20 protein-coding genes are annotated in these 23,967 nt (G+C 63.5%); 11 read left to right on the top strand and 9 right to left on the bottom strand.

The features are described from left to right. Positions 1–169: 169 nt before the first annotated feature. The 6 genes from gyrA (at position 170) to rpsA (ending at position 10,122) form a co-directional block, all read left to right on the top strand. Complete coding sequence (gyrA, locus tag SPH52_RS07965) at positions 170–2,902, top strand: DNA gyrase subunit A (protein ID WP_411794468.1); 2,733 nt, start codon at positions 170–172, stop codon at positions 2,900–2,902. 197 nt (positions 2,903–3,099) lie between these two features. After that, positions 3,100–4,185 (top strand): 3-phosphoserine/phosphohydroxythreonine transaminase, encoded by a 1,086-nt coding sequence (serC, locus tag SPH52_RS07960; RefSeq protein ID WP_411794467.1) that lies wholly within the window; start codon positions 3,100–3,102, stop codon positions 4,183–4,185. Between the two features lie 3 nt (positions 4,186–4,188). Continuing rightward, a complete protein-coding gene (pheA, locus tag SPH52_RS07955) occupies positions 4,189–5,280 on the top strand; it encodes a prephenate dehydratase (protein WP_411794466.1) in 1,092 nt (363 codons plus the stop codon). Between the two features lie 29 nt (positions 5,281–5,309). Further along, positions 5,310–7,580 (top strand): bifunctional prephenate dehydrogenase/3-phosphoshikimate 1-carboxyvinyltransferase, encoded by a 2,271-nt coding sequence (locus SPH52_RS07950; protein ID WP_411794552.1) that lies wholly within the window; start codon positions 5,310–5,312, stop codon positions 7,578–7,580. Then, positions 7,577–8,266: a (d)CMP kinase gene (gene cmk / locus SPH52_RS07945; RefSeq protein WP_411794465.1), complete on the top strand. Its 690-nt coding sequence runs from the start codon at positions 7,577–7,579 to the stop codon at positions 8,264–8,266. Before SPH52_RS07950 ends, cmk begins: the two co-directional genes overlap by 4 nt. A 179-nt stretch (positions 8,267–8,445) precedes the next feature. Beyond that, positions 8,446–10,122, top strand: coding sequence for a 30S ribosomal protein S1 (gene rpsA / locus SPH52_RS07940; RefSeq protein WP_411794464.1), 1,677 nt, complete (start codon positions 8,446–8,448; stop codon positions 10,120–10,122). A gap of 93 nt (positions 10,123–10,215) precedes the next feature. On the opposite strand, the gene rimO is transcribed toward rpsA, so the two are convergent. Continuing rightward, on the bottom strand, positions 10,216–11,577 hold the full coding sequence (gene rimO, locus SPH52_RS07935; protein ID WP_411794463.1) for a 30S ribosomal protein S12 methylthiotransferase RimO: 1,362 nt from the start codon (positions 11,575–11,577) through the stop codon (positions 10,216–10,218). Between the two features lie 180 nt (positions 11,578–11,757). Between rimO and SPH52_RS07930 the strand changes: the two genes are divergently transcribed. The 3 genes from SPH52_RS07930 to SPH52_RS07920 all read left to right on the top strand — a co-directional run bounded on the left by SPH52_RS07930 (position 11,758) and on the right by SPH52_RS07920 (position 13,253). Then, entirely contained in the window at positions 11,758–12,168 is a 411-nt protein-coding gene (locus tag SPH52_RS07930; RefSeq protein WP_411794462.1) for an SRPBCC family protein, read from the top strand. Positions 12,169–12,318: 150 nt separating this feature from the next. Continuing rightward, the gene (locus SPH52_RS07925; RefSeq protein WP_411794461.1) at positions 12,319–12,489 is read left to right on the top strand and encodes a hypothetical protein; all 171 of its coding nucleotides are present in this window, start codon (positions 12,319–12,321) and stop codon (positions 12,487–12,489) included. Positions 12,490–12,578: 89 nt separating this feature from the next. Continuing rightward, positions 12,579–13,253 (top strand): TVP38/TMEM64 family protein, encoded by a 675-nt coding sequence (locus SPH52_RS07920; RefSeq protein ID WP_411794460.1) that lies wholly within the window; start codon positions 12,579–12,581, stop codon positions 13,251–13,253. Between the two features lie 20 nt (positions 13,254–13,273). Here SPH52_RS07920 and SPH52_RS07915 read toward each other — a convergent pair whose 3' ends face one another. Both SPH52_RS07915 and SPH52_RS07910 read right to left on the bottom strand, forming a co-directional pair. Beyond that, positions 13,274–14,038, bottom strand: coding sequence for a universal stress protein (locus SPH52_RS07915; protein WP_411794459.1), 765 nt, complete (start codon positions 14,036–14,038; stop codon positions 13,274–13,276). Then, positions 14,028–16,466, bottom strand: a complete 2,439-nt coding sequence (locus SPH52_RS07910; protein WP_411794458.1) for a Lon protease family protein — start codon at positions 16,464–16,466, stop codon at positions 14,028–14,030. The genes SPH52_RS07915 and SPH52_RS07910 overlap by 11 nt, the downstream gene beginning before the upstream one ends. 117 nt (positions 16,467–16,583) lie before the next feature. Between SPH52_RS07910 and SPH52_RS07905 the strand changes: the two genes are divergently transcribed. Further along, the gene (locus SPH52_RS07905) at positions 16,584–17,189 is read left to right on the top strand and encodes a 2-hydroxychromene-2-carboxylate isomerase (RefSeq protein WP_411794457.1); all 606 of its coding nucleotides are present in this window, start codon (positions 16,584–16,586) and stop codon (positions 17,187–17,189) included. A 73-nt stretch (positions 17,190–17,262) separates the two neighbouring features. Here the strand turns inward: SPH52_RS07905 and SPH52_RS07900 are convergent, their stop codons facing one another. From SPH52_RS07900 to pilB, 6 genes are all read right to left on the bottom strand, one after another. After that, entirely contained in the window at positions 17,263–18,165 is a 903-nt protein-coding gene (locus SPH52_RS07900) for a DNA replication terminus site-binding protein (protein WP_411794456.1), read from the bottom strand. Next, on the bottom strand, positions 18,129–18,356 hold the full coding sequence (gene yacG / locus SPH52_RS07895) for a DNA gyrase inhibitor YacG (protein ID WP_411794455.1): 228 nt from the start codon (positions 18,354–18,356) through the stop codon (positions 18,129–18,131). The genes SPH52_RS07900 and yacG overlap by 37 nt, the downstream gene beginning before the upstream one ends. A 59-nt stretch (positions 18,357–18,415) precedes the next feature. Continuing rightward, positions 18,416–19,021, bottom strand: a complete 606-nt coding sequence (gene coaE, locus SPH52_RS07890; RefSeq protein WP_411794551.1) for a dephospho-CoA kinase — start codon at positions 19,019–19,021, stop codon at positions 18,416–18,418. 102 nt (positions 19,022–19,123) lie between these two features. Further along, a complete protein-coding gene (locus SPH52_RS07885; RefSeq protein WP_411794454.1) occupies positions 19,124–19,981 on the bottom strand; it encodes a prepilin peptidase in 858 nt (285 codons plus the stop codon). Between the two features lie 9 nt (positions 19,982–19,990). Further along, on the bottom strand, positions 19,991–21,223 hold the full coding sequence (locus SPH52_RS07880) for a type II secretion system F family protein (protein WP_411794453.1): 1,233 nt from the start codon (positions 21,221–21,223) through the stop codon (positions 19,991–19,993). Positions 21,224–21,311: 88 nt separating this feature from the next. After that, positions 21,312–23,105, bottom strand: a complete 1,794-nt coding sequence (gene pilB, locus SPH52_RS07875; protein WP_411794452.1) for a type IV-A pilus assembly ATPase PilB — start codon at positions 23,103–23,105, stop codon at positions 21,312–21,314. A gap of 397 nt (positions 23,106–23,502) precedes the next feature. On the opposite strand from pilB, the gene SPH52_RS07870 reads away from it, so the two are divergent. Next, entirely contained in the window at positions 23,503–23,892 is a 390-nt protein-coding gene (locus SPH52_RS07870; protein ID WP_411794451.1) for a pilin, read from the top strand. Positions 23,893–23,967 lie beyond the last annotated feature (75 nt).

Here is a 23,967-nt window from a genome sequence, read left to right as displayed (position 1 = left end):
CGTCGCAAAAAAGAAAGCCCGGCGGGTAGGTGCACGGCATTACCTCAAGCTGCCTTTGTGTTGGTCGGAGTGGTATCATGCCAGGCTGAAATGGCGCACCAAGCCTCAGGCAAGAGTCGGGCATCTCGGGGTGCGCTAATATGCTGCAGTGCAAAGGATTCGACGACCCATGGGTGACATCGCCAGAGAGATTCTGCCAGTCAACATCGAGGACGAGCTGAAGCAGTCGTACCTCGACTACGCGATGAGCGTGATCATTGGCCGAGCGCTGCCGGACGTGCGCGACGGCCTCAAGCCGGTGCACCGGCGCGTGCTGTTCGCCATGCACGAACTCGGCAACGACTGGAACAAGCCGTACAAGAAGTCGGCCCGCGTGGTGGGCGACGTCATCGGTAAGTACCACCCCCATGGTGACAGTGCGGTCTACGACACCATCGTGCGCATGGCGCAGCATTTCTCCATGCGTCATGTGCTGGTCGACGGCCAGGGCAACTTCGGTTCCATCGACGGCGACAGCGCCGCGGCCATGCGTTACACCGAGGTGCGCATGGCCAAGCTCGCCCATGAGCTGCTGGCCGACCTAGAGAAAGACACCGTTGACTGGGTCGACAACTACGACGGCACCGAGCGTATTCCCGACGTGCTGCCGACCAAGGTGCCCAACCTGCTGATCAACGGCTCCTCGGGTATCGCCGTGGGCATGGCCACCAATATCCCGCCCCACAACATGGGTGAGGTGATCGACGGTTGCCTGGCCCTGATCGACGACTACACGCTGACCGTCGACGACCTGATGGAGTACATCTCGGGTCCTGATTTCCCCACGGCCGGCATCATCAACGGTCGCGCCGGCATCCTCGAGGCCTACCGCACCGGCCGCGGGCGCATCTACGTGCGTGCCCGCCATACCATCGAGCACGATGACAAATCCGGTCGCGACCACATCATCATCACCGAGCTGCCGTACCAGGTGAACAAGGCGCGGTTGATCGAGAAGATTGCCGAGCTGGTCAAGGACAAGAAGATCGAAGGTATCGCCGAGCTGCGCGACGAGTCCGACAAGGATGGCCTGCGCGTGGTGATCGAGGTCAAGCGCGGTGAATCCGGCGAAGTGGTGGTCAACAACCTTTTCGCCCAGACCCAACTGCAGAACGTCTTCGGCATCAACATGGTCGCCATCGAGAACGGCCAGCCCAAGATCCTCAACCTCAAGGAGATCCTCGAGGCCTTCATTCGCCACCGCCGTGAGGTCGTCACCCGGCGCACTTTGTTCGAATTGAAGAAGGCCCGCGAGCGTGGCCACATCCTCGAAGGCCTGGCCGTTGCCATCTCCAACATCGACGAGGTGATCGAGCTGATCAAGGCCTCGCCGAGCGCCGCCGAAGCCAAGGAGAAGCTGCTCGACAAGGTATGGCCGCCCGGCCAGGTCACCGCCATGCTCGAACGTGCCGGCGCCACCTCGTGCAAGCCGGAGGAACTGGAAGAGGGCTTCGGTCTCAACACCACCGGCACCGAATACCGTCTCTCACCGGCCCAGGCCCAGGCCATCCTCGAGCTGCGCCTGCACCGTCTGACCGGCCTCGAAACCGAGAAGCTGCTCGACGAGTACCTCGGCATCCTTGAGAGAATCGCCGAGCTGATGGCGATCCTGGCCTCCAGCGAACGCCTGCTCGAGGTGATTCGCGAGGAGCTCGCCGCGGTGCGCGAACAATTCAGCGACCCGCGTCGTACCGAGATCCAGGCCAGCCACCTCGACCTCTCCATCGAGGACCTGATCGCCGAGGAGGATATGGTGGTCACGGTTTCGCGTACCGGCTACGCCAAGACCCAGCCGCTCTCCGACTACCAGGCCCAGCGCCGTGGCGGGCGAGGCAAGTCGGCCACGTCCATGAAGGACGAGGACGTCATCGAACACCTGCTGGTGGCCTCCACCCACGACACCGTGCTGCTGTTCTCCAACAAGGGCAAGGTCTACTGGCTCAAGGTCTACGAGATGCCGGCCGCCAGCCGTGGTTCACGTGGCAAGCCGCTGGTCAACCTGCTGCCGCTGGACGAAGGCGAGGCGATCAACGCCATCATGCCGGTGAAGGACTACAGCCCCGACTGCTACATCTTCTTCGCCACCGCCAAGGGCACGGTCAAGCGCACCAGCCTCGATCAGTTCTCGCGGCCCCGTAGCGTCGGCCTGATCGCCATCGATATCGACGAAGACGACCGCCTGGTGGGTGCTGCCATCACTTCAGGCAATGACCACGTGATGCTGCTGTCCTCCAACGGCAAGGCGATCCGCTTCGAGGAAACCAACGTACGCGCCATGGGCCGTACCGCTCGAGGCGTACGTGGCATGCGCCTGCTCGAAGGTGCCGAGGTGATCAGCCTGATCATCCCGCAGAGCCAGCAGATCGACGCCGACGCCGACATCGAAACCGAGGGCGAAGAGGGCGCTGCGCTGGAAAACGGCAACGGCGGGCAGATCTACATCCTTACGGCCTCCGAGAACGGCTACGGCAAGCGTACCCGGCTCGAGGAGTTCCCGCTACGCGGTCGCGGCGGCCAGGGTGTGATCGCCATGCAGACCAGCGAGCGCAACGGCTCCCTGGTAGCGGCCATGCAGGTCTACTCCGCCGACGAGATGATGCTGATCACCGACCGCGGCACCCTGGTGCGTACCCGCGTCGATGAAGTCTCGATCACCTCGCGCAACACCCAGGGCGTCATGCTGATCCGCCTGGGCAACGACGAGAAATTGGTCAAGACCGTGCGTATCGACGAGCCCGAGGAAGTCGAGAGCGAAGTCATCGAAGGCGAGTCCGAAGAGACAGCGTCGTCCGATGGAACGAGTTCGCCGGAGCAGGGTGCGGATGAGGGTGGCACCATGGACGAGACCAAAAACGACGAGTAAAGGCCTGCCGCGCCATGCCGAGCGATGAGCGCCGGGGACCAGTCGAAGCGAGGGTCTTTTGCCAGGGATGGCAAAAGTAGCGCCCAGGGAAGGGGTCGCAGCGCCCTCGCGCAGGCTGGTCGCCGGGTTGGCTCATCGTCAGCTAGGGCGCTCATCTCGCCTCGACATGATATGAGCAGAACGGAACCACGACGCTGATGACACGCCACTATAACTTCTGCGCCGGTCCTGCGGCGCTGCCCACCGCGGTGCTGGAGCGCGCGCGGGAAGAGATGCTCGACTACCACGGCCGCGGGCTGTCGGTGATGGAGATGAGCCACCGCTCGCCCGAGTTCGTGGCCATCGCCGAGCAGGCCGAGGCCGACCTGCGCGAGCTGCTCGCCGTGCCGGCCAACTACAAGGTACTGTTCCTGCAGGGCGGCGCCAGCCTGCAGTTCTCCATGGTGCCGATGAATCTGCTGGGGCGGGGCGGTACGGCCAACTACCTGTACACCGGTATCTGGGGCAAGAAGGCGCTGGCGGAAGCCAAGCAGCTCGGCTTCGCGGTGCACATGGCCGGTTCCAGCGAGCCCAGCGGCCACTCAGAGGTGCCGGCCCAGGCGGATCTGGCGCTCTCGAGCGATGCTGCCTACCTGCACTACACCGCCAACGAGACCATCGGCGGGCTCGAGTTCGACTACATTCCCGATGTCGGCGTGCCGCTGGTGTGCGACTACTCCTCCAGCATCCTGGCCGAACCTCTCGATGTGTCGCGCTTCGGCGTGATCTACGCTGGGGCGCAGAAGAACATCGGCCCGGCAGGCCTGACCCTGGTACTGGTGCGCGACGACCTGCTCGAGCAGCGCTGCGAGCGTATCCCCAGCCTGTTCGACTACCAGGCCATGGCCGAGGCGGGCTCCATGGTCAACACGCCGCCCACCTATGCCTGGTACCTGGCGGGGCTGGTGTTCCAGTGGCTCAAGCAAGACATCGGTGGGCTCGAGGCCATGGGTGCGATCAATGCTCGCAAATCAGCCAAGCTCTATGCGGCGATCGACTCGAGCGGCCTTTATTCCAATCCCATTGCGCCGCGTAATCGTTCACGCATGAACGTACCCTTCGTGCTGGCCGACGAGCGTCTCGACAAGCCGTTCCTGGCCGAGGCCGAAGAAGCCGGGTTGCTCAACCTCAAGGGCCACCGCAGCGTCGGCGGCATGCGGGCGAGCCTCTACAACGCCGTCCCCGAAGCGGCCGTCGATACGCTGATCGACTTCATGGCCGACTTCGAGCAACGCAGGGGATAAGTCATGACCGATACCCCCATCAACCTCGACTCGTTGCGCGAACGTATCGATTCGCTCGACAACGAGATCCTGCGTCTGATCAGTGCCCGGGCCGAGTGCGCCAAGCAGGTCGCCGAGGTCAAGACCCAGAGCGACCCTGGTGCCGTGTTCTATCGCCCCGAGCGCGAAGCCCAGGTGCTGCGTCGAATCATGGAGCTCAACCCAGGGCCGCTCAACAGCGAAGAGATGGCGCGGCTGTTCCGCGAGATCATGTCCGCTTGCCTGGCGCTGGAGCAGCCCACCAAGGTGGCCTACCTCGGCCCTGAAGGCACCTTCACTCAGCAGGCAGCGCTCAAGCACTTCGGCGAGAGTGCCGTCAGCATGCCCATGGCCGCCATCGATGAAGTCTTCCGCGAAGTGGAAGCCGGTGCGGTCAACTACGGCGTAGTGCCGGTGGAAAACTCCACCGAGGGCGTGGTCAGTCATACTCTCGATTCGTTCATGGACTCCTCGATTCGCATCTGCGGCGAGGTGGTGCTGCGTATCCATCACCATCTGCTGGTGGCCGACACCACGCTGCGTGACAAGGTCTCGCGGGTCTACTCCCACCCGCAGTCGCTGGCGCAGTGCCGCAAGTGGCTGGACGCCCATTTCCCCCGGGCCGAGCGGGTGCCGGTATCGTCCAACGCCGAGGCGGCGCGCATGATCAAGAGCGAATGGCACAGCGCTGCCATCGCCGGCGACATGGCAGCCAAGCTCTACGGCCTGGAGAAGGTCGCGGAAAAGATCGAGGATCGCCCCGACAACTCCACGCGCTTCCTGATCATCGGCAGTCAGCACGTGCCCATGTCGGGGGAGGACAAGACCTCCATCGTCGTCGCCATGCGCAACCAGCCGGGCGCCCTGCACGACCTGCTCGAACCGTTCCACCGCCACAGTATCGACCTCACTCGCCTGGAGACACGCCCTTCACGTACCGGGGTGTGGAACTACGTGTTCTTCATCGACTTCAAGGGCCACGTCGATGAGCCGCGGGTCGCTGCGGTGCTCGAGGAGGTGCGCCTGCGCGCCTCGGAACTCAAGGTGCTCGGCTCCTACCCCGTGGGCGTGCTGTAGGCGTGGTGGAGCGTCATAGCAGAACCGTACTGCCGGACGAAGCGCGCATCCTCATCGTCGGCCTGGGGCTGATCGGTGGCTCGCTGGCTGCCGCGCTGCGTGCCGCCGGTTTCAGGGAAAGCATCCACGCTTGCGACCCGGACCCCGGAGAGATCGAGCGCGGCATCGAAATGGGCCTGATCGAGCATGGCGACACCCGGCTCGCGCCGCTGGTGGAAGGCGCCACGCTGATCGTGCTGGCCGTGCCGGTGCTGGCCATGCAGGGTGTGATGACCGAACTCGCCACGGTACTGCCGCCAGAGGCATTGGAAGGCGAAGACCCGCGCGTAGTGATCACCGACGTCGGCAGCACCAAGGCGGCGGTACGCGATTGCGCCCTGGCGGCCTTCGGCCGGCTGCCGGCAGGGCTGGTGCTGGGCCACCCCATTGCCGGTTCCGAGAAGAGCGGCGTGGCAGCCTCGAATCCACGGCTCTACGCCAAGCACAAGGTGATCCTGACTCCCGGCCCCGAGACTTCCCCGGTCGCCGTGGCTCGGGTGCGCGCAGTGTGGCGGGCCTGTGGTGCCGAGGTGCTGGAGATGGAGGTCGACCGGCACGACCAGGTGCTGGCGCGTACCAGCCATTTGCCGCACCTGCTCGCCTTTTCGCTGGTGGACACCCTGGCGCGTCAGGACGAACGCCTGGAGATCTTCCGCTACGCCGCGGGCGGCTTTCGCGACTTCACCCGCATTGCCGGCAGCGACCCGGTGATGTGGCGCGACATCTTCACTGCCAATCGCGATGCGGTGCTCGCTTCCCTGGACGACTTCGAGGCGGGGCTCGGCCGGCTTCGCCAGGCGGTGGAAGCGGGCGATGGCGATGCTATGCTCTCCATCTTCGACCGTGCCAGCCACGCACGACACTACTTTGACTCTCTCCTGAACCAGACCAGTTATCAGGCGGAATACCAGATGCAAGAACAAGGCAAACTCACTTTCCGTGCCGCTCCCGGTGGCCGTGTCTCCGGGCGTATCCGCGTGCCGGGCGACAAGTCGATCTCCCACCGCTCGATCATGCTCGGGGCGCTGGCCGAAGGTGTCACTGAAGTGAAAGGGTTCCTGGAAGGGGAGGACAGCCTGGCCACCCTGCAGGCGTTCCGCGAGATGGGCGTGGCCATAGAGGGCCCGCACCAAGGTCGCGTCACCGTCCACGGCGTCGGCATGCATGGGCTCAAGGCGCCTTCCGGCCCGCTCTACGTGGGCAATGCCGGTACCGCCATGCGCCTGTTCGCCGGCCTGCTGGCAGGGCAGGGCTTCGACACCGAGCTGATCGGCGACGCCTCGCTGACCAAGCGTCCCATGGGCCGCGTGGCCGACCCGCTGCGGCTGATGGGCGCTAAGATCGACACCGCCGAAGGCGGCCGGCCACCGCTGAAAATCCACGGCGGCCAACGGCTCAAGGGCATCGACTACGAGATGCCCATGGCCAGCGCCCAGGTGAAATCCTGCCTGCTGCTCGCCGGGCTCTATGCCGAGGGAGAGACCCGCGTGCGCGAGCCGGCCCCCACCCGCGATCATACCGAGCGTATGCTGGCCGGTTTCGGCTATGACGTGCAGCGTGATGGCGATACCTGCTGGCTGCGTGGCGGTGGCAAGCTCAGCGCTGCACCCATCGACGTGCCGTCGGACATCTCTTCCGCCACCTTCTTTCTGGTGGCCGCGGCGATCACGCCGGGCTCCAACCTGATTCTCGAACACGTGGGCATCAACCCGACGCGCATCGGCGTGATCAACATCCTCAAGCTGATGGGCGCCGACCTGCGCCTGAGCAACGAGCGCGAGGTAGGCGGCGAGCCGGTGGCCGACCTGCACATCCGCTATGCGCCGCTCAAGGGCATCGATATTCCCGTCGACCAGGTGCCGCTGGCCATCGACGAGTTCCCGGCGCTTTTCGTTGCCGCCGCCAGCGCTACCGGCACCACCCGTCTGCGTGGTGCCGAGGAGCTGCGGGTCAAGGAATCCGACCGCATCCAGGCCATGGCCGACGGCCTGGCGACCTTGGGCGTGGAACATACCGTACTCGAGGACGGTATCGACATCGTCGGTGCCGGCGACCGCGAAGTCGCCTACGGCGGTGGACGTATCGACAGCCTGGGCGACCATCGTATCGCCATGGCCTTCGTGGTGGCCTCCCTGCGTGCCGGTGAAGAGATCGTCATCGACGACTGCGCCAATGTCGCCACCTCCTTCCCGGGGTTCACGGAACTCGCTCGCACGGTAGGTCTCAGAGTGAGCGAGGAAGCGCAAGAGGAAGGGGCATGAATGATACGGCCAAGGTGCTGACCCTTGATGGACCTGGGGGCGCCGGCAAGGGCACCATCAGTCGCCTGGTCGCCGAGCGCCTGGGCTGGCACCTGCTCGACAGTGGGGCGCTGTACCGACTGACGGCGCTGGCGGCGCAGCGTCACGGGGTGGCACTCGATAACGAGCCTGCCCTGGAGCGGGTGGCCGCCGAACTCGACGTGGTGTTCCTCGCCGAGGAAGACAAGACGCGCGTACTGCTCGAAGGCGATGACGTCAGCCACGAGATCCGCACCGAACAGGTAGGCGATGCCGCCTCCCAGGTCGCTGCCCTGAATGGCGTGCGCCAGGCGCTTCTGCAGCGCCAGCGCGACTTCAAGAAGCCTCCTGGGTTGGTGGCTGACGGGCGCGACATGGGCACCGTGGTATTCCCCGATGCCGAACTCAAGGTATTCCTCACCGCAAGCCCCGAGGAACGGGCGCGCAGGCGCCACCTTCAGTTGCAGGAGGCGGGGGTGGATGCTAGTCTATCGAGTCTTTTGAAGGAAATTCAGGCACGCGATGCACGCGACATGCAGCGCAGCGTGGCTCCCCTCAAGCCGGCCATTGATGCCATTACGCTTGATACCACGAGCCTGAAGATACCGGAAGTGGTGGAACGGTTGACGGAGTGGCTGGCCGAGCGCGGCCTCGCCCCCGAGACTTGATCTCCCTTGCGGCGCCCTCGAGCGGATGTCATGGCATGGTCGGGCAACACCATTCTTGCAAGCCCGGCCAGGTCCAACCAGCGCTAACATCCTCGGGGGTTTGGTAAATAAGGCCCGCACTCGCTGGTGGTGCGGAGAAGGCGGCAACGCCTCAACACCGTTGATCACGTAGGAAAATCATGAGCGAAAGCTTTGCTGAACTGTTTGAACAGTCACTGCAGGACATCAACATGGAGCCGGGCGCCATCGTCACGGCTACCGTCGTCGACATCGAAGGTGACTGGGTTACCGTCAATGCCGGCCTGAAGTCTGAAGGGCAGATTCCCGCGGCGCAGTTCCGCGACGACAACGGCGAGCTCAACATCGCCATTGGCGACGAAGTCAGCGTTGCCCTGGAAGCCGTCGAAGACGGTTTCGGCGAGACCCGTCTGTCTCGCGAGAAGGCCAAGCGCGCCGAAGCGTGGAAGATTCTGGAAGCGGCCTTCGAGAAAGAAGAAATCGTCAAAGGCGTGATCAACGGCAAGGTCAAGGGCGGCTTCACCGTCGACATCGACTCCATCCGTGCCTTCCTGCCGGGTTCCCTGGTCGACGTGCGTCCGGTGCGCGACACCACGCACCTCGAGCACAAGGAACTCGACTTCAAGGTCATCAAGCTCGACCCCAAGCGCAACAACGTGGTCGTTTCGCGCCGCGCCGTGCTCGAAGCCGAGAACAGCGCCGAGCGTGAAGCTCTGCTCGCCACCCTGCAGGAAGGCCAGCAGATCATCGGCATCGTCAAGAACCTGACCGACTATGGCGCCTTCGTCGACCTGGGCGGCGTCGATGGCCTGCTGCACATCACCGACATGGCTTGGAAGCGCATCAAGCATCCGAGCGAAATCGTTGCCGTGGGCGACGAGATCAACGTCAAGGTGCTGAAGTTCGACCGCGAGCGCAACCGCGTCTCCCTGGGTCTGAAGCAGCTGGGCGAAGATCCGTGGGTCAGCATCACGGAGCGTTACCCCGAGGGTACCGTGGTTCAGGCTCGCATCACCAACCTCACCGACTACGGCTGCTTCGCCGAGCTGGAAGAGGGTGTCGAAGGCCTGGTTCACGTCTCCGAGATGGATTGGACCAACAAGAACATCCACCCGTCCAAGGTCGTCAACATCGGCGACGAAGTGGATGTCATGATCCTCGACATCGACGAAGAGCGTCGTCGTATCTCCCTGGGTATCAAGCAGTGCACCGCTAACCCGTGGGAAACCTTCAACGCTCAGTACAACAAGGGCGACCGTGTGTCCGGTACCATCAAGTCGATCACCGACTTCGGTATCTTCATCGGTCTGGAAGGCGGTATCGACGGCCTGGTTCACCTCTCCGACCTCTCCTGGTCCGAGACTGGCGAAGAAGCCGTGCGTCGTTTCAAGAAGGGCGACGAAGCCGAAGCCGTCATTCTCTCCATCGACCCGGAGCGCGAGCGCATTTCGCTTGGTATCAAGCAGCTCGATTCCGACCCGGTGGCCGAGTACCTGTCCGTCAACGACAAGGGCTCCATCGTCTCCGGTCGCGTGATCGAGGTCGATGCCAAGGAAGCTCACGTCGAGCTGGCGACTGACGTTGTTGCCATACTCAAGGCTTCCGAGATCAGCGCTGACCGCGTCGAAGACGCGCGCAACGTGCTGAACGAAGGCGACACCGTCGAAGCCCGCATCGTCAGCGTCGATCGCAAGAACCGCGCGATCAGCCTGTCGATCAAGGCCAAGGACCAGGACGACACCCGTCAGAACCTGAAGAAGCTGCGCGAGCAGGAAGTCGAAACCGGTGGCCCGACCACCATCGGCGACCTGATCAAGCAGCAGATGGGTCAGGACTGATCGTCCTTCGGGCTCCGCTTGCGGAGCCCGAACCAGGCTTTACAGCCAAGAAAAACGCCACCCTAGGGTGGCGTTTTTGCGTCTGGCTATCGCTTATGCCGAATAGAAGTCCATGAACTTCACCGGTTTCTCTTCTTCTATTACCTCTGCCCAGAGATCGTATTCATCGGCGTTGGTTACGCGGGCACGGACGACATCTCCCGGGCGCAGGGTGCGCTTGGCATCCAGGAACACCATGCCGTCGATCTCCGGGGCGTCAGCTTCACTTCTACCGATCGCGCCTTCCTCGTCGACCTCATCCACCAGCACTTCGATCTCACGGCCGATCTTGCGCTCGAGGCGGGCGGCAGAAATTTGCTGCTGGTGCGCCATGAAACGCTCCCAGCGCTCCTGCTTCACCTCGTCCGGTACCGGTTCCAGGCCCAGCTCGTTGGCCGGCGCGCCATCGACCGGGGAGTACTGGAAGCAGCCCACGCGGTCGAGCTGAGCTTCGCTCAGCCAGTCCAGCAGATACTGGAAATCCTCCTTGGTTTCGCCGGGGAAGCCGACGATGAAGGTGGAGCGAATGGTCAGCTCGGGGCAAAGCTCGCGCCAGTGCTTGATGCGTGCCAGGGTCTTGTCCTCGAAGGCGGGGCGCTTCATCGCCTTGAGTACCTTGGGGCTGGCGTGCTGGAAGGGAATGTCCAGGTAGGGCAGGATCTTGCCCTCGGCCATCAGTGGAATCAGCTCGTCCACGTGAGGGTAGGGGTAGACGTAGTGCAGCCGCACGCGAATGCCCAGCTCCGAAAGCGCCTCGCACAGTTCGGTGAGCCGTGTCTTGACCTCGCGGCCACGCCACTCACTGGGGGCATAGCGAAGGTCGACGCCATAGGCACTGGTATCCTGGGAAATTACCAGCAGCTCCTTCACGCCGGCCTTGGCCAGTCCTTCTGCTTCTCGCAGTACGTCGCCAACCGGTCGACTGACCAGCTTGCCGCGCATGGAAGGAATGATGCAGAAGCTGCAGCTGTGGTTGCAGCCCTCGGAGATCTTCAGGTAGGCGTAGTGGCGCGGAGTGAGTTTCACGCCCTGAGCCGGTACCAGGTCGAGGTGCGGGTCGTGCTGGTGGTTGCGCGGTGCCGCCTCGTGCACGGCGCCGACTACCCGCTCGTACTGCTGCGGGCCGGTCACTGCCAGCACGCTGGGATGCACCTGGCGAATCGCATTCTCGTCCACGCCCATGCAGCCGGTCACGATCACCTTGCCGTTCTCGGCGATGGCCTCGCCGATGGCGTCCAACGACTCTGCCTTGGCGCTATCGATGAAGCCGCAGGTGTTGACCACCACCACGTCGGCGTCGTCGTAGCTGGGCACGATCTCGTAGCCCTCCGTGCGCAACTGAGTCAGGATACGCTCGGAATCTACCAGCGCCTTGGGGCAGCCCAGTGAGACGAAACCGACTTTGGGTGTGGACATGTACTACCTCAGAGGAAAAATGGGGCGCTTCATCTCGCTCGGCGATTTGTTGGGTTACCTTGGACAAATGCTTGCGTAAGCGAAGATTAGCTATTCTCGTTAGCTAACATGTAGCAGGATGGGTACCCTGCAATGTGAAGGTGGAGCATTTTACCGTCGTACAGCAGTATAGGGAACCGCATGGCCACGATCGAACACAGCGCAATTCTCCCGGCGCCGCCGGAACGAGTTTTCGCCCTGCTGGAACGGGTCGAGGACTTCGTCGACTACTCCGACCTGATCAAGGCGATCGAACCGCTTGGCGGCGAGCGCTATCGCTGGCACGTGCATGCCGTGGGCATGGACTGGACCTTCGACGTGGCCATTACCGAGAACAGGCCGCCTGAAGTGCTGGCCTGGGAATCGGTGGATGGCGTCCAAAACCAGGGCTGCTATCGGCTGAGCCCGGTGGAGTCGGGTACCGAAGTCTCCTTTACGCTGACCTATGCCATACGCAACCGCCTGGTCGAGAAGGCCGTTACCAAGGCTGCCAAACCGCTGGTGAACAAGGTCAGCCGGCAAATTCTGGAGCGGGTGGAGGAGAGGCTTTAAGAATGCGGCCATAGTACAGCCATTCGCCGCGCAGATATTTGTGCCGAAAGTTAGGCTCCTATCTTTCTCTTTTCCCCGGCAAGGCCTACACTCGTTTCTACGAGGCCAAGCTGGCCTTCGGTCTTTACGCTAGAGTCGAGGAATACCATCGTGAGCGTGATCAAGGGTCTGATGTGGTGCCTGACCATTCTGTTCGCCCAGCTCGGGCTGCTGCGTTATGTCGATATACGCGTTGCCGCGATGCCGCGATTGCACGACACGCCCCAGGAAACGGGTGCAGATGCACTGGCTGCCGACAAGGATAGTGGGCTCGACGCCTGAGGGCCGGCAAGCGTCCATGGAAGGGCCATGGCAGTGACCTGATATCCCAGGCATGGCACCATGGTGCAAACTTCACGGATTGAATGCCGATGCCGAATGACTCGTCCCTTCGCAGGCGCTGGCGCTGGGTTGCCTTGGGCGCCAGCGTCACCATGGCCGTCTATGTGTGGTTCTGGCACTCACCGGATCTCACGGCAATACGGCATTGGGTCGAGGAAGCCTCACATCACCCCCTGGTCGTCATCGGCGTCATGCTGACCATGGCGGTTACCCTGGCCCTGGGCCTGCCCGGCAGCATCGGGCTTTGGTTGATCGCCCCCTTCTATCCGCCGCATATCGCCACGCCAATGCTTATTCTCGGTAGTGTCAGCGGTGCCCTGGGCGCCTATTATCTGGCGGCTCGAGTCGGGGACCGCTGGAATCCCAAAGGGCTGACCCGCAAGATCATGCAGATGCTCACGGTGCGCAGCGATCTGCTGACCCAGTGTGCGCTGCGCGTCCTGCCCGGCTTCCCGCACTCGGTTATCAATTACGCTGCAGGTCTTTGCCGCCTACCCATTGGCGTTTTCGTGATCGCCGCGGTACTGGGCCTGGGAATCAAGTGGGCCATCTACGCCAGCGCCATCCATAGTGGGCTGCAGGCGGTCAGCCGTGAGGACGACGCCTTCACCTTCGATATCCTGCTGCCACTGTTCGCCCTGGCCTTGCTGCTGCTGATTGGTGCGTGGATGCGGCGGAGGGTGGAAGAGGACAAGGAGCTCTAGCGACTTAGGCGCCAGAGCGATTATGGCACCAGCAGAATGGGTAGCGGCACCCTGGCAAGCATCTCCTCATCCTCTCGCAACAGGTATTCCAGCTCGCTGCGGTGCAACAGCAAGCCCCCGGCATCGGCTCGGCTCAGTGCCTGTTCCAGTTCCCCGGCATGAGCGATGGACAGCGGGGCGGTGCCATCGAACAGCGATGCCAGCCATCCAGGTATAGAGGGCATGGCTTCTTCCTGCTCCTGCTTGCCAGCCCTCCTGGCCAACCAGCGCAGCGGGCCACGGCGGAAAGGGTGTGACTCATCCCACAGCAGTACCATGCAAGGGGCTTCCTCGATCAACCGGCGGCTGGTGGAGCCCAGCCGGTTGCCCCAGCGTTCGCTGATACCGGCCTTGCCGAGCACCAGGACATCGCCCGGCCCGGCCTTGGTCAGGGCTTCGGCGGCGATCTGTCCGCGGCTGACCTCGAGCCGATGGCGCAGGTCGCGTCCTGCCACCGCCGTGGCCAGCGCCTGCTGCACGCGCTGCAGTTGATGGGCGATATTGGCTTCCAGTGAATCGACCGTGAGCGGGCGGGTGAGCCCCGATTGGGCGCCAATCTCGCAGGAGAAAGGGAAGGCAGCACAGCTCAACAGGTCCATGTCTTCGACGTAGAGCGCGACCAGCTCGGCATGACGCTTGCTGGCCAGGTCCACCGCCGCGGCAAGGGCCGCCAGGCTGTGTCGGGAGGCATCGAGCAGGGCCAGTACCCGGGCCACCTCCAATATCGGTGCCTCGTCATTCGTCATCGCTGCGCTCCTTGTCGGCACGGCTGTCATTGCTTTCCTGGTTCTCCTTCTCGCTGTCCGTGCCACTCTCCTTGCCCTTGCTCTTCTTCACTACCTGGTGAAAGGCATCCAGCCGTTCGACGACCTGGGCATTCAGGCTTCCGGCGGGATATTCGCCCTGCTCATCGCGCTCGCCGGGTGTCATCCCGGTGAGCAGTTCCAGCGCCTGATCCAGGTGCTCGATGGCGTAGACCTTGAACTCACCGGCTGCGATGGCGTTGCGCACCTCGTGCTTGAGCATCAGGTGCTCCACGTTGGTGGCGGGCAACAATACCCCGTGACCCTTCGCGCCGCCGCGCGCCTGGCAGATATCGAAGAAGCCTTCGATCTTCTCGTTGACGCCGCCCACGGCCTGAACCCGGCCATGCTGGTCGATGGAGCCGGTCACGGCCAGGCGCTGGTCGATGCCGGCCCGGGCGATGGCGGAAATCAGCACACAGGCCTCGGCCACCGAGGCACTGTCGCCCTCTATGCCGCCGTAGGACTGTTCGAAGGCCAGGCTCGCCGAGAGCGATAGTGGCGTATCCGGCGCATAGCGGCTGGCCAGGCAGCGCGACAGAATCATCACCGCCTTGGAGTGAATGCGCCCGCCCAGGCGTGCTTCGCGCTCGATGTCCACCACGTGGCCAGGGCCGGGGCGGGCGGTGGCCGTGATGCGTGTGGGCTGGCCGAAGGCGTAGTCGCCCAGGCTCATCACCGAAAGGCCATTCACTTGACCGACCTGGAAACCCTCGAGCTGAATTGCCACGGTACCGCGGGCAATCGTTTCGTGGCTGCGCTCGTGAATGCGGCTCGCGCGCCACAGCTGCTGGGCCACGGCCTTCTCCACATGGTGGCGTGATATCACCTTGGCGTCGTTGCGTTCGGCCCAATGGTCGGCCTCCTCCAGCAGGTCGCTCAAGGCCCGGCGGCGGGCGGTGAGCTTGCCCTGGTCGTCGGCCAGGCGGCTGGCCCGCTCGATCACTGCCGCCACGCCGCTGCGATCCAGCGGGCGCAGTGCCGAATCCCGCGCCAGGGTGGCCACCATGCGGGCAAACAGTGGTTGGTTGCCGTGGTTGCGTTCGAGCTCATCCTCCAGATCGGCCTGCACCTTGAACAGCTCGAGGAAGTCGGGGTCCTGCTCGCACAACAGGTAGTAGAACAGCCTCTCGCCGAGCAGTACCACCTTGAGGTCAAGCGGCACCGGCTCGGGCTCCAGGGTGGTGGTGCTGATCAGGCCATAGGCCTGCTCCAGCGATTCGGTACGGATCTCGCCGGCACGCAGTACCCGCTTGAGTGTCTCCCAGGCGCCGGCATGCATCAGCATGGCGCGCACGTCGACCACCAGGTAGCCACCATTGGCCCGGTGCAGGCCACCGGCACGAATCAGCGAGAAATCGGTGAGCAGGGTGCCGTTGTGAACGTGATGCTCGATGCGCCCCACCAGGTGCTGATGGGTCGGCAGGTCGAGATAGACCACTGGGGCGCCTTCGCAGCCGGTGTTGTCGACGATCAGGTTGATCTGGAAGCGATTGAAGATCGCCTCGGGCGGCATCTCGGGCTCGTCGGCGATGAACGAGTCGACGTGCAGCAGCATGGCGTCGCGCAACGCATTGAGGTGGTCCAGTACCCCTTCGTGGTCGGCGTAGCGTTCTTCCAGCTCGGCCAGGGGCGCGTCGATGGCGGTTTGCAGCATCTCCCCATTCAGCGCGGCGGTTTGCTCGCGCAGCTGCTTGGCCAGGCGCGGCATGTGGCGGATGGCCTTGGCCAGTTTCTTCTGCAGCACCTGCACCGTGCCCTCGATGCGCTCGCGTGCGTCCCGTTCGAGCTTCTCGAACTCGTCGGGTGACATCATCTCGTCGTCGCCACCGGCCGGGGCGAAGGTGAAGCCGTTGGGCGTCGAGAGCAGCAGGATGTCATGTTCACGGGCCTCGCGGCGTACCGCCTCGATGGCATCGCGTTGGCGTTCACCCATGGCCTGCTTCAGCTCATGCAGGCGGTTCTGGTACTCATCGCCTTCGAACACGGCGGGAATGGCCGAGTGCAACTCCTCGGCCAACTGCTCGAGGTCGGCCCGCAGCACCCGGCCCATGCCGGTGGGCAGCAACAGGTGCAGTGGCCGTGTGTGGTCCTCGAAGTTGTAGCGGTAGGCAATGTCCGGTGGGGTTGGTTCGTCGCGGGAGCGTTCGGCGAGAAAGCGGCCAACCAGTTGGTGCTTGCCGTGGCCGGGGTGGCCCAGCACGTAGAGGTTGAAGCCCTCGCTACGCATGGAGGTGCCGAAATCCAGTGCATCGCGGGCGCGGGCGTGACCACTCAGCATATCCAACGACTCGAGTTCGCTGGTAATCTCGAAATCGAAGGCTTCCTCGGGGCAGGTGCGATAGACCTGTGTGGCGTTCAAGGGCTTCACCAACCGTTCTCCTTATTCTCTAATACAGTTCAGTATGGAGGAGAGGCGACAAGCCTGCATGATGCAGATCAATATGACGGGCGGGCTCGCATGGCTGCCGACAAGGAGACCACCATTATGACATTCACCTTCTGGTTCGAATTCGCCAGCACCTACTCCTACCCGGCCGCGATGCGGCTCGAGCACTTGGCTGCCGAGCGGGATATCGAGGTGCGCTGGCAGCCCTTCCTGCTGGGGCCGATCTTCCAGGCCCAGGGCTGGAACGACACGCCCTTCAAGCTGTACCCGGCCAAGGGCCGCTACATGTGGCGCGACATCGAGCGCCTGTGCGACCGCGACGGCATCCGTTTTCACCGCCCCTCCCAGTTTCCCCGCAGCGGCCTGCTGGCAGCGCGTATCGCCAACTGGCATGCCGAGGAGGAATGGGTGCCGGCGTTCGTGCGTAGCGTCTATCGTGCCAATTTCGAACACGACCAGGACATCGCCGACCCCAAGGTCATCGGTAACTGCCTGGCGGAGCTCAAGCTCGACGCCGAAGTGCTGCTGGCAGAGGGCAAGCGGCCCGAGGCCAAGGAGGCGCTGCGGGAAGCCACGGAGCGGGCCCAGGCGCTGGGCATCTTCGGTGCGCCGTTCTTCATGGCCGGCGAAGAACCGTTCTGGGGATACGACCGTATGGAGCAGGCGCTCGACTGGTACGAAGCGCGCATGGATGAGGAGGAATGACGGGCGAAACCCAAGGAAGTGCTGTACAAATCGCCGAGCGATTTGCTGGCACAGGCATTTGTGCAGTGTTTCCCTAGCGGTAACGGTAGATGCGCAGGCTGGGCAGGTAGGGGGCTTCTTCCAGCTTCTCGTCGCTGCGCCGGGCGCGGGTGCGCTGCTGCGGCGGGGCGGCCGGGGGCAGGTTGTGGTCGGGCAAGCACCCGCGTGGCGCGGGCAGGAAAAGCGGCAGCGCCACGTTCATTGCCCGGCGGGTGCGGCCATCTTCCAGCGGCTCGCAGTAGAACAGGTTGGCACGCATCAGGGGCGCCTGGCTCTGCACCTGGGCCAGCGGTTCGCCCGAAGGCAAGGCAGCCAGCTTGCGCAGCTGAATACGCACGTGCGGTGCGTCGCTGTCCAATGCCAGCAGTTTCTTTTCCACCTCGCGTACCGTAAGCCGCTTGATCGAGCGGCCGCTCGAGTACCAGGCCAGGCGCACCCGAGCCACCGGGGCTTCGGCCACGGGAATGGCCCGCCAGCACTGCTTGAGGTGCAGCCGGGCCAGGCCGCTGCCGCGCAGGTGGTCGTGCAGCTGCGGGTGGCGGAATGGCAGCACCGCCTTGGCCTCGGCCAGTAGCGGCGGATGATTGTCGCGTATATGGGCGAGTTGGGTGGCAAATTCGGCCTTGGCCGCGTTCACCTCGGCTACCTTGGCCAGCAGCACCTCATCGGCGGCGACCAGGCCGACGTGGCTGCGTGTGGCACGGCCGTCCTGGCCGTCGGTGTACCAGAAATCGAGCAGGGCGCGGCGCAGCCAGGCGGTACTCGCTTCGGCCTGGAAGGCCCAAGCCTCGGCAGGGGAAGCGGCGTAGGCCTCGAGCAACGCCTCGGTGCGCTCGATCAGCATATCGAAGGCGACCTCCAGTTCGGCCAGTAGCCGATAGGTCGGTGCCGGGGCCAGATTCACCGCTCCTCGCCCCGGTCGGCGCGGGCCAGCCATTCATCGATATTGCTTTCGTCGAGTGCTGGCTCGCCGGCAATACGGTGCGACTCGTCGGCCCAGGCACCCAGGTCGATCAGTTTGCAGCGTTCGCTGCAGAAGGGGCGGTAGGGGTTCTTCTCGCTCCACACCACCTTCTTCTGGCATTGCGGGCAAGCGACGGTCAGCGGGCTTTGGTTGTGTTGGCTCATGAATCCGCAGCGGTTGGTGGCTTTCCGCCCATTCTAGCGCTTATGGGCGAGTATGTGGGTTATCGGTTGGTCGCCATTTCCCGATAACACCGATCGAGCTCGGTGACCCGGGCGGCAAGGTCCTGCTCGCTGCCGCTGTTGTCGAGCACGTCATCGGCGCGGGCCAGGCGTTCTTTGCGTGGCATCTGGGCCGCGACGATGGCGCGGGCCTGTTTGTCGTCCACGTCGTCGCGGGCGGCAGTGCGAGCGAACTGCAACTCTTCCGGCACGTCGATCACCAGGCAGCGGTCCACCATCTCGTTCTGGCCGGATTCGAACAGCAGCGGCGAGACCAGTAATACGTAGGGTGCGCCTTCCGCCTGTAGCCGCTCCAGATGCGCTACGATGCGTTGGCGAATGCGCGGGTGGGTGACCGATTCGAGCCACAGCCGCTCGCTCGGCTCGGCAAACACGATATCGCGCAGCGCGCGGCGGTTCAGGCTGCCGTCCTCCTGCAACACCTGCCTGCCGAAGCGCTCGGCGATCTCGGCCAGCGCTGGCTCATCCGGTGCCACCACCTCGCGGGCTACGTCATCGGCATCCACCCAGGGCACGCCCAGCGCTGCGAAGGCGCGCGCCACGGTGCTCTTGCCGGAAGCGATGCCGCCCGTTACGCCGATGATCAAAGCAGACACCCCCTCATGAGCACTCCCTCATAAGTACCTCCTCACAAGCGCTCCTTTACAATCACTTTCTCAAAGGCTCATACACACATGAGCCTTTCCCTGTTAAATCCAGAGGGTCACGCCAATATAGGCGGCCATCAGCGGCTCGCCCACCAACAGCGCGATCCAGCCGGCGCTGGCCAGGAAAGGGCCAAAGGGCATCGGTGCACCGCGCAGCCGGGGCAGGGCAAGCTGAATGGCGATACCCACGATAGCACCCACGCCGGCGGAAAAAATCAGCACCATCGGCAGGTACTGCCAGCCCAGCCAAGCGCCCAAGGCTGCCAGGAGCTTGAAGTCGCCGTAGCCCATGCCCTCCTTACCGGTCACCAGCTTGAACAGCCAATAGACGCTCCACAGGGCGAGATAGCCCGCCATGGCGCCGATTACCGCGCTGGGCAGCATCAGCGGCTGGAACAGCAGCTGGTAGAGCAGGCCAGCCCAAAGCAGTGGCAGGGTGACGACATCCGGCAGCAGTTGGGTGCGCAGGTCGATCACGGCGAGAGCCAGCAGCGCCAGGCAGGCCGCATAAATGAACAATCCTTGCCAATTGGCGCCGTACAGCGCTATCACAGCCAGTGCCAGGCCTGCGCCGGCCAGTTCCACCAGGGGATATTGCGGGCTGATGCGGGTCTGGCAGGAGGCGCAGCGGCCGCGGCGCTTCAGCCAGCCGACGACCGGCAGGTTGTCGTGCCAGGCAATGGGCGTTTCGCAGCGGGGGCAGATCGAGCGCGGTACCAACAGATTGAAGCGAGGTGCCTCCTCCTCGGGCAGCTCCAGCGCTTCGCGGGCCTCGGCCCGCCAGCCCAGCATCAGCATGACCGGCAGGCGCACGATCACCACATTGAGGAAGCTACCCAGGCAAAGGCCCAATACGGCCACGAGTGGCCACAGGATGGCGGGGGGGAGGTCAACCAGCAAATGGGTACCTCACAACACAGTGCCCAGTTCGAAGATCGGCAGGTACATGGAAATGACCAGGCCGCCGACCAGGATCCCCAGTACCACGATGATCAGCGGCTCCAGCAGCGAGGTCAACGCATCGACCTTGTTGTCGACCTCCTCCTCGTAGTAGTCGGCCACGCGGTTGAGCATGGCGTCCAGCGCGCCGGATTCCTCGCCGATGCTTACCATCTGCACCGCCAGCGCCGGGAAACGTTCGGTCAGGCGCATGGCGAAGTGGAGCTGCTGGCCGGTGGAGACGTCCTCGCGGATCTGCCGCGTGGCGCGTTCATAGACCAGGTTGCCGGTTGCACCAGCGGCGATGTCCAGCGCCTCTACCATGGGCACGCCAGCGCCGTAGGTGGTGGCCAGGGTGCGGGAATAGCGCGCCACGGCCGACTTGTCGAAGATATCGCCCAGTACCGGCACCTTGAGCAGGAAGGCATGCACACGGTAGGCGAAGGTCGGCGAGCGCTTGATGCTCTGGCGCATCAGGTAAACGAAGGCAATCAACCCACCCAGGCCCCACATCCAGTACTGCTGGGCGAATTCGGAAAGAGCGATGGTCATGCGAGTCATGGCCGGCAGCTCGGCGCCGAAACCATGGAACAGGCTCTCGAACTGGGGCACCACCTTGATCAGCAGCAGCGCCGTGACCCCGATGCCCACCAGGATCACCGCAATGGGGTACCACAGCGCCTTCTTGACCCGGCCCTTGAGCGACTCGATCTTCTCCTTGTAGGTAGCGATACGGTCGAGCATGCGGTCGAGCGAGCCGGAGCTCTCGCCGGCTTCCACCAGGTTGCAGAACAGGCTGTCGAAGTAATCCGGGTGTTGGCGCAGGGCCTGGGAGAAGTTCGAACCGGCCGCCACCTCGTTCATCATCTGCTGCACCACGGCGCTCATGGCCGGCTTGCGAATACTTTCGGCCACTACCTGGAAGGCCTGCAGTACCGGCACCCCGGCACGGATCATGGTAGCCATCTGGCGGGCGAAGAGCATCACGTCCCTGGGCTTGATGGTGCCCATGCCGCCGCTGAGGCCGCCCTTGCGGCGCACGTTCTTGACGATGATGTTCTGGCTGGCCAGCTCGCGTTCCACTTCGAACTTTTCGGCAGCGACGACTTCCCCGCTGACCAGCCGCCCACCCGGCCCCTTGCCAGTCCAGCGCCAGCGGTAGAGTTTCAGCTTCCTTGGCGCTCTTGCCTGTCTCGTTGCCATAGGTCCCCTGCGAAGGTTACTGATTCTAGTCTTTTCTATTTCCTATCATTTCAGCAATAGCCGAGCGATTCGCTCGTACAGGCATTCGTCAATCCTTGGTGATACGGTTGACCTCGGTCAGGCTCGTTATACCCTGCATCACCTTCAGCAACCCACTGCGGCGCAGGTCCGGGTGGCCCTCTTCCCGTGCCAGCATGTCGAAATCCATCGAGTTGCCGTTGCGCATGATCAACTGGCTCATGGCATTGCTGATCGGCACTACCTCGTAGATACCCACGCGACCCTTGTAGCCATGGGTGCAGTGCTTGCAGCCTACTGCTTCATATACGGTAGCGCCATCCACTTCCTGTTGCGTAAAGCCCTCCTGCAGCAGCACCTCGCGGGGAAGCACCGCCTCCTGGCGGCAATGCTTGCACAACCGCCGGGCCAGGCGCTGGGCAATGATCAGGCTCACGGAACTGGCGATGTTGAAGGGTGGCACCCCCATGTTGGCCAGGCGCGTGAGGGTCTCGGCGGCGGAGTTGGTGTGTACCGTGGAAAGCACCAGGTGGCCGGTCTGCGACGCCTTCACCGCAATCTCGGCGGTTTCCAGGTCGCGTATCTCACCCACCATCACCACGTCCGGGTCCTGGCGCAGAAAGGCGCGCAGGGCACTGGCGAAGTCCAGGCCGATCTTGGGCAGAACGTTGACCTGGTTGACCCCCGGCACCTTGATCTCCACCGGATCCTCGGCAGTACAGATGTTGCGCTGCACCTCGTTGAGAATGTTCAGGCCCGTGTAGAGCGTTACCGTCTTGCCGCTGCCGGTGGGGCCGGTCACCAGAATCATGCCCTGGGGGTGGTCCAGCACGCCCTCGTAGAGCCCGCGTTGCTCTGGGGTGAAGCCCAGCGCATCGATGCCTATCTGCGCCGAGGTAGGGTCGAGAATACGCAGCACGATCTTCTCGCCGTACACGGTAGGCAGCGAGTTCACCCTGAAATCGATCGAGCGGCTCTTGGAAACCTTGAGCTTGATCGCGCCATCCTGCGGCAGGCGGCGTTCGGAGATATCCAGCCGCGCCATCACCTTCAGGCGCGCGGCGATGCGTGCACGCATGGCGAAGGGCGGGCGTGCCGACTCCATCAGCATGCCGTCCACGCGCATGCGCACCCGGTAGCTGGTCTCGTAGGGTTCGAAGTGAATGTCAGAGGCGCCACGGCGAATGGCATCCAGCAGGATCTTGTTGACGAACTTCACGACCGGCGCATCGTCGGCGCCGCTGGAGGCGGCATCGGTGGCGCGCTCATCGCTGATGTCGACGCCTTGATCGAATTCCAGCTCGCCGATGGCATCGTCCACGCCGGCCAGTTCGTCCATCATGCTGGACTCGTGCTGGGCCAGGTAGGCCTCCAGCACCGGCATCAGTTGGTCCACTGGGCACAGCACGGCTTCGATGCTGAGGCCGGTGGCAAACTGAAGCTCATCGAGCAGGGCCAGGGTGGAGGGATAAGGTACCGCTACCGTGAGCCGGTGGCCGCGGCGGCTGAGCGGCACCACGCACAGCTTGCGCAGCAGCTTCTCGGGGTAATCGTTGGCCGGGGGCAGGCTTGCCAGGCGCAGTGCATCCAGGTCGACCAGCGGCAGACCATACTCCCAGGCCGCACACAGCGTACCCTGGCGGGCCGTGACCAGGCCGGCATCGATAATGTGCTGCAGCAGGCTGACTTCCGACTCGCGCGCCTCATATTCCGCCCGCTCGGCTGCTGCACGGGAAAGCAAGCCGTACTCAACCAGCCTGCGGGTGAACCCTTGCAACTCCTCGGTGTCGGCCGTGCGCTGCTGGCCGGCCTTCTCGCTGGATTGCTCATGGGCACTGGGCGGTGCCGTTCGATAGTCGTTCATGGCGCCTCAGGCATGGGCCCGCAAGGGCGGTGAGCGATAGGGTTACCCGCATTCTAGACCGTTGGTGTGAACCATCACAGCAAGCTGGCTAACGTCCTACCAACTGGTATTAACACTATCATGGCTTATGATGAGACTGGCTTCATACCTACGTAGGTAGCGCTTGCGGGTTCGAGGTTGAGTCATCTAATGTAGTGAACAAGGCTCACGTAGCCGTGAAGAAGGGTGCGAACTCAGGCAATTACGACAGAAAGCCTGGGAAGGCCCAGCAAGGGGACGAGCGAGGCTGCATAGGCCGAGCCACGCTGAAGGCGGCGAATGCGCCGCAGGTGCAAACCGCCCAGGGCCGAAGTAAGCGGCCACGGGCACCACAGAGCAGGGGACGACTGCGATGAGAATGAACGAATTGAAGCAAAAGCGAGCAGCCGCCAAGCGTGGCCAGGGCGGTTTCACCTTGATCGAGCTGCTGATCGTTGTGGCGATCATCGGGATTCTGGCGGCGATAGCGATTCCGCAGTATCAGAATTACACGCAGCGAGCAGCTAACAACGCCTGTACAGGGGAAGCAACAGCATTCGCGCGGACAATTGCTGCTGAGCGCCAGGATCCAGCTAACTTTGCATTACCCGCAAACTATGCCCTCGGTGCATGTGCATCAGCAAACCCAGGAGTCGGTACAGTAACCGCCACTGTTCCTGCGCAGGATATTACATTTACCCCTGCCCAGCCCGGGAACCGAAACACAGTTTGTAACCTTAACTCAGGTAGCTGCGTTCTCCAGCCTTAATTTAGACAGTTGTGAAATGCAGATAAAGCCAGCAGAATCGCTGGCTTTATTATTTTACTGTTTAACTATTTTAGT

The sequence above is a fragment of the Halomonas sp. A29 genome (assembly GCF_046723295.1).
Taxonomy (GTDB): domain Bacteria; phylum Pseudomonadota; class Gammaproteobacteria; order Pseudomonadales; family Halomonadaceae; genus Halomonas.
Note: the sequence above shows the minus strand (reverse complement) of the source record. Positions and strands in the feature narration are given on the sequence as shown.

Excerpts from the sequence above, each read along its gene's own strand:
- gyrA (WP_411794468.1), top strand. The coding sequence starts at position 170 with ATGGGTGACATCGCCAGAGAGATTCTGCCAGTCAACATCGAGGACGAG.
- serC (WP_411794467.1), top strand. The coding sequence starts at position 3,100 with ATGACACGCCACTATAACTTCTGCGCCGGTCCTGCGGCGCTGCCCACC.
- pheA (WP_411794466.1), top strand. The coding sequence starts at position 4,189 with ATGACCGATACCCCCATCAACCTCGACTCGTTGCGCGAACGTATCGAT.
- cmk (WP_411794465.1), top strand. The coding sequence starts at position 7,577 with ATGAATGATACGGCCAAGGTGCTGACCCTTGATGGACCTGGGGGCGCC.
- rpsA (WP_411794464.1), top strand. The coding sequence starts at position 8,446 with ATGAGCGAAAGCTTTGCTGAACTGTTTGAACAGTCACTGCAGGACATC.
- rimO (WP_411794463.1), bottom strand. The coding sequence starts at position 11,577 with ATGTCCACACCCAAAGTCGGTTTCGTCTCACTGGGCTGCCCCAAGGCG.
- SPH52_RS07930 (WP_411794462.1), top strand. The coding sequence starts at position 11,758 with ATGGCCACGATCGAACACAGCGCAATTCTCCCGGCGCCGCCGGAACGA.
- SPH52_RS07920 (WP_411794460.1), top strand. The coding sequence starts at position 12,579 with ATGCCGAATGACTCGTCCCTTCGCAGGCGCTGGCGCTGGGTTGCCTTG.
- SPH52_RS07915 (WP_411794459.1), bottom strand. The coding sequence starts at position 14,038 with ATGACGAATGACGAGGCACCGATATTGGAGGTGGCCCGGGTACTGGCC.
- SPH52_RS07905 (WP_411794457.1), top strand. The coding sequence starts at position 16,584 with ATGACATTCACCTTCTGGTTCGAATTCGCCAGCACCTACTCCTACCCG.
- SPH52_RS07900 (WP_411794456.1), bottom strand. The coding sequence starts at position 18,165 with ATGGCTGGCCCGCGCCGACCGGGGCGAGGAGCGGTGAATCTGGCCCCG.
- yacG (WP_411794455.1), bottom strand. The coding sequence starts at position 18,356 with ATGAGCCAACACAACCAAAGCCCGCTGACCGTCGCTTGCCCGCAATGC.
- SPH52_RS07880 (WP_411794453.1), bottom strand. The coding sequence starts at position 21,223 with ATGGCAACGAGACAGGCAAGAGCGCCAAGGAAGCTGAAACTCTACCGC.
- pilB (WP_411794452.1), bottom strand. The coding sequence starts at position 23,105 with ATGAACGACTATCGAACGGCACCGCCCAGTGCCCATGAGCAATCCAGC.
- SPH52_RS07870 (WP_411794451.1), top strand. The coding sequence starts at position 23,503 with ATGAACGAATTGAAGCAAAAGCGAGCAGCCGCCAAGCGTGGCCAGGGC.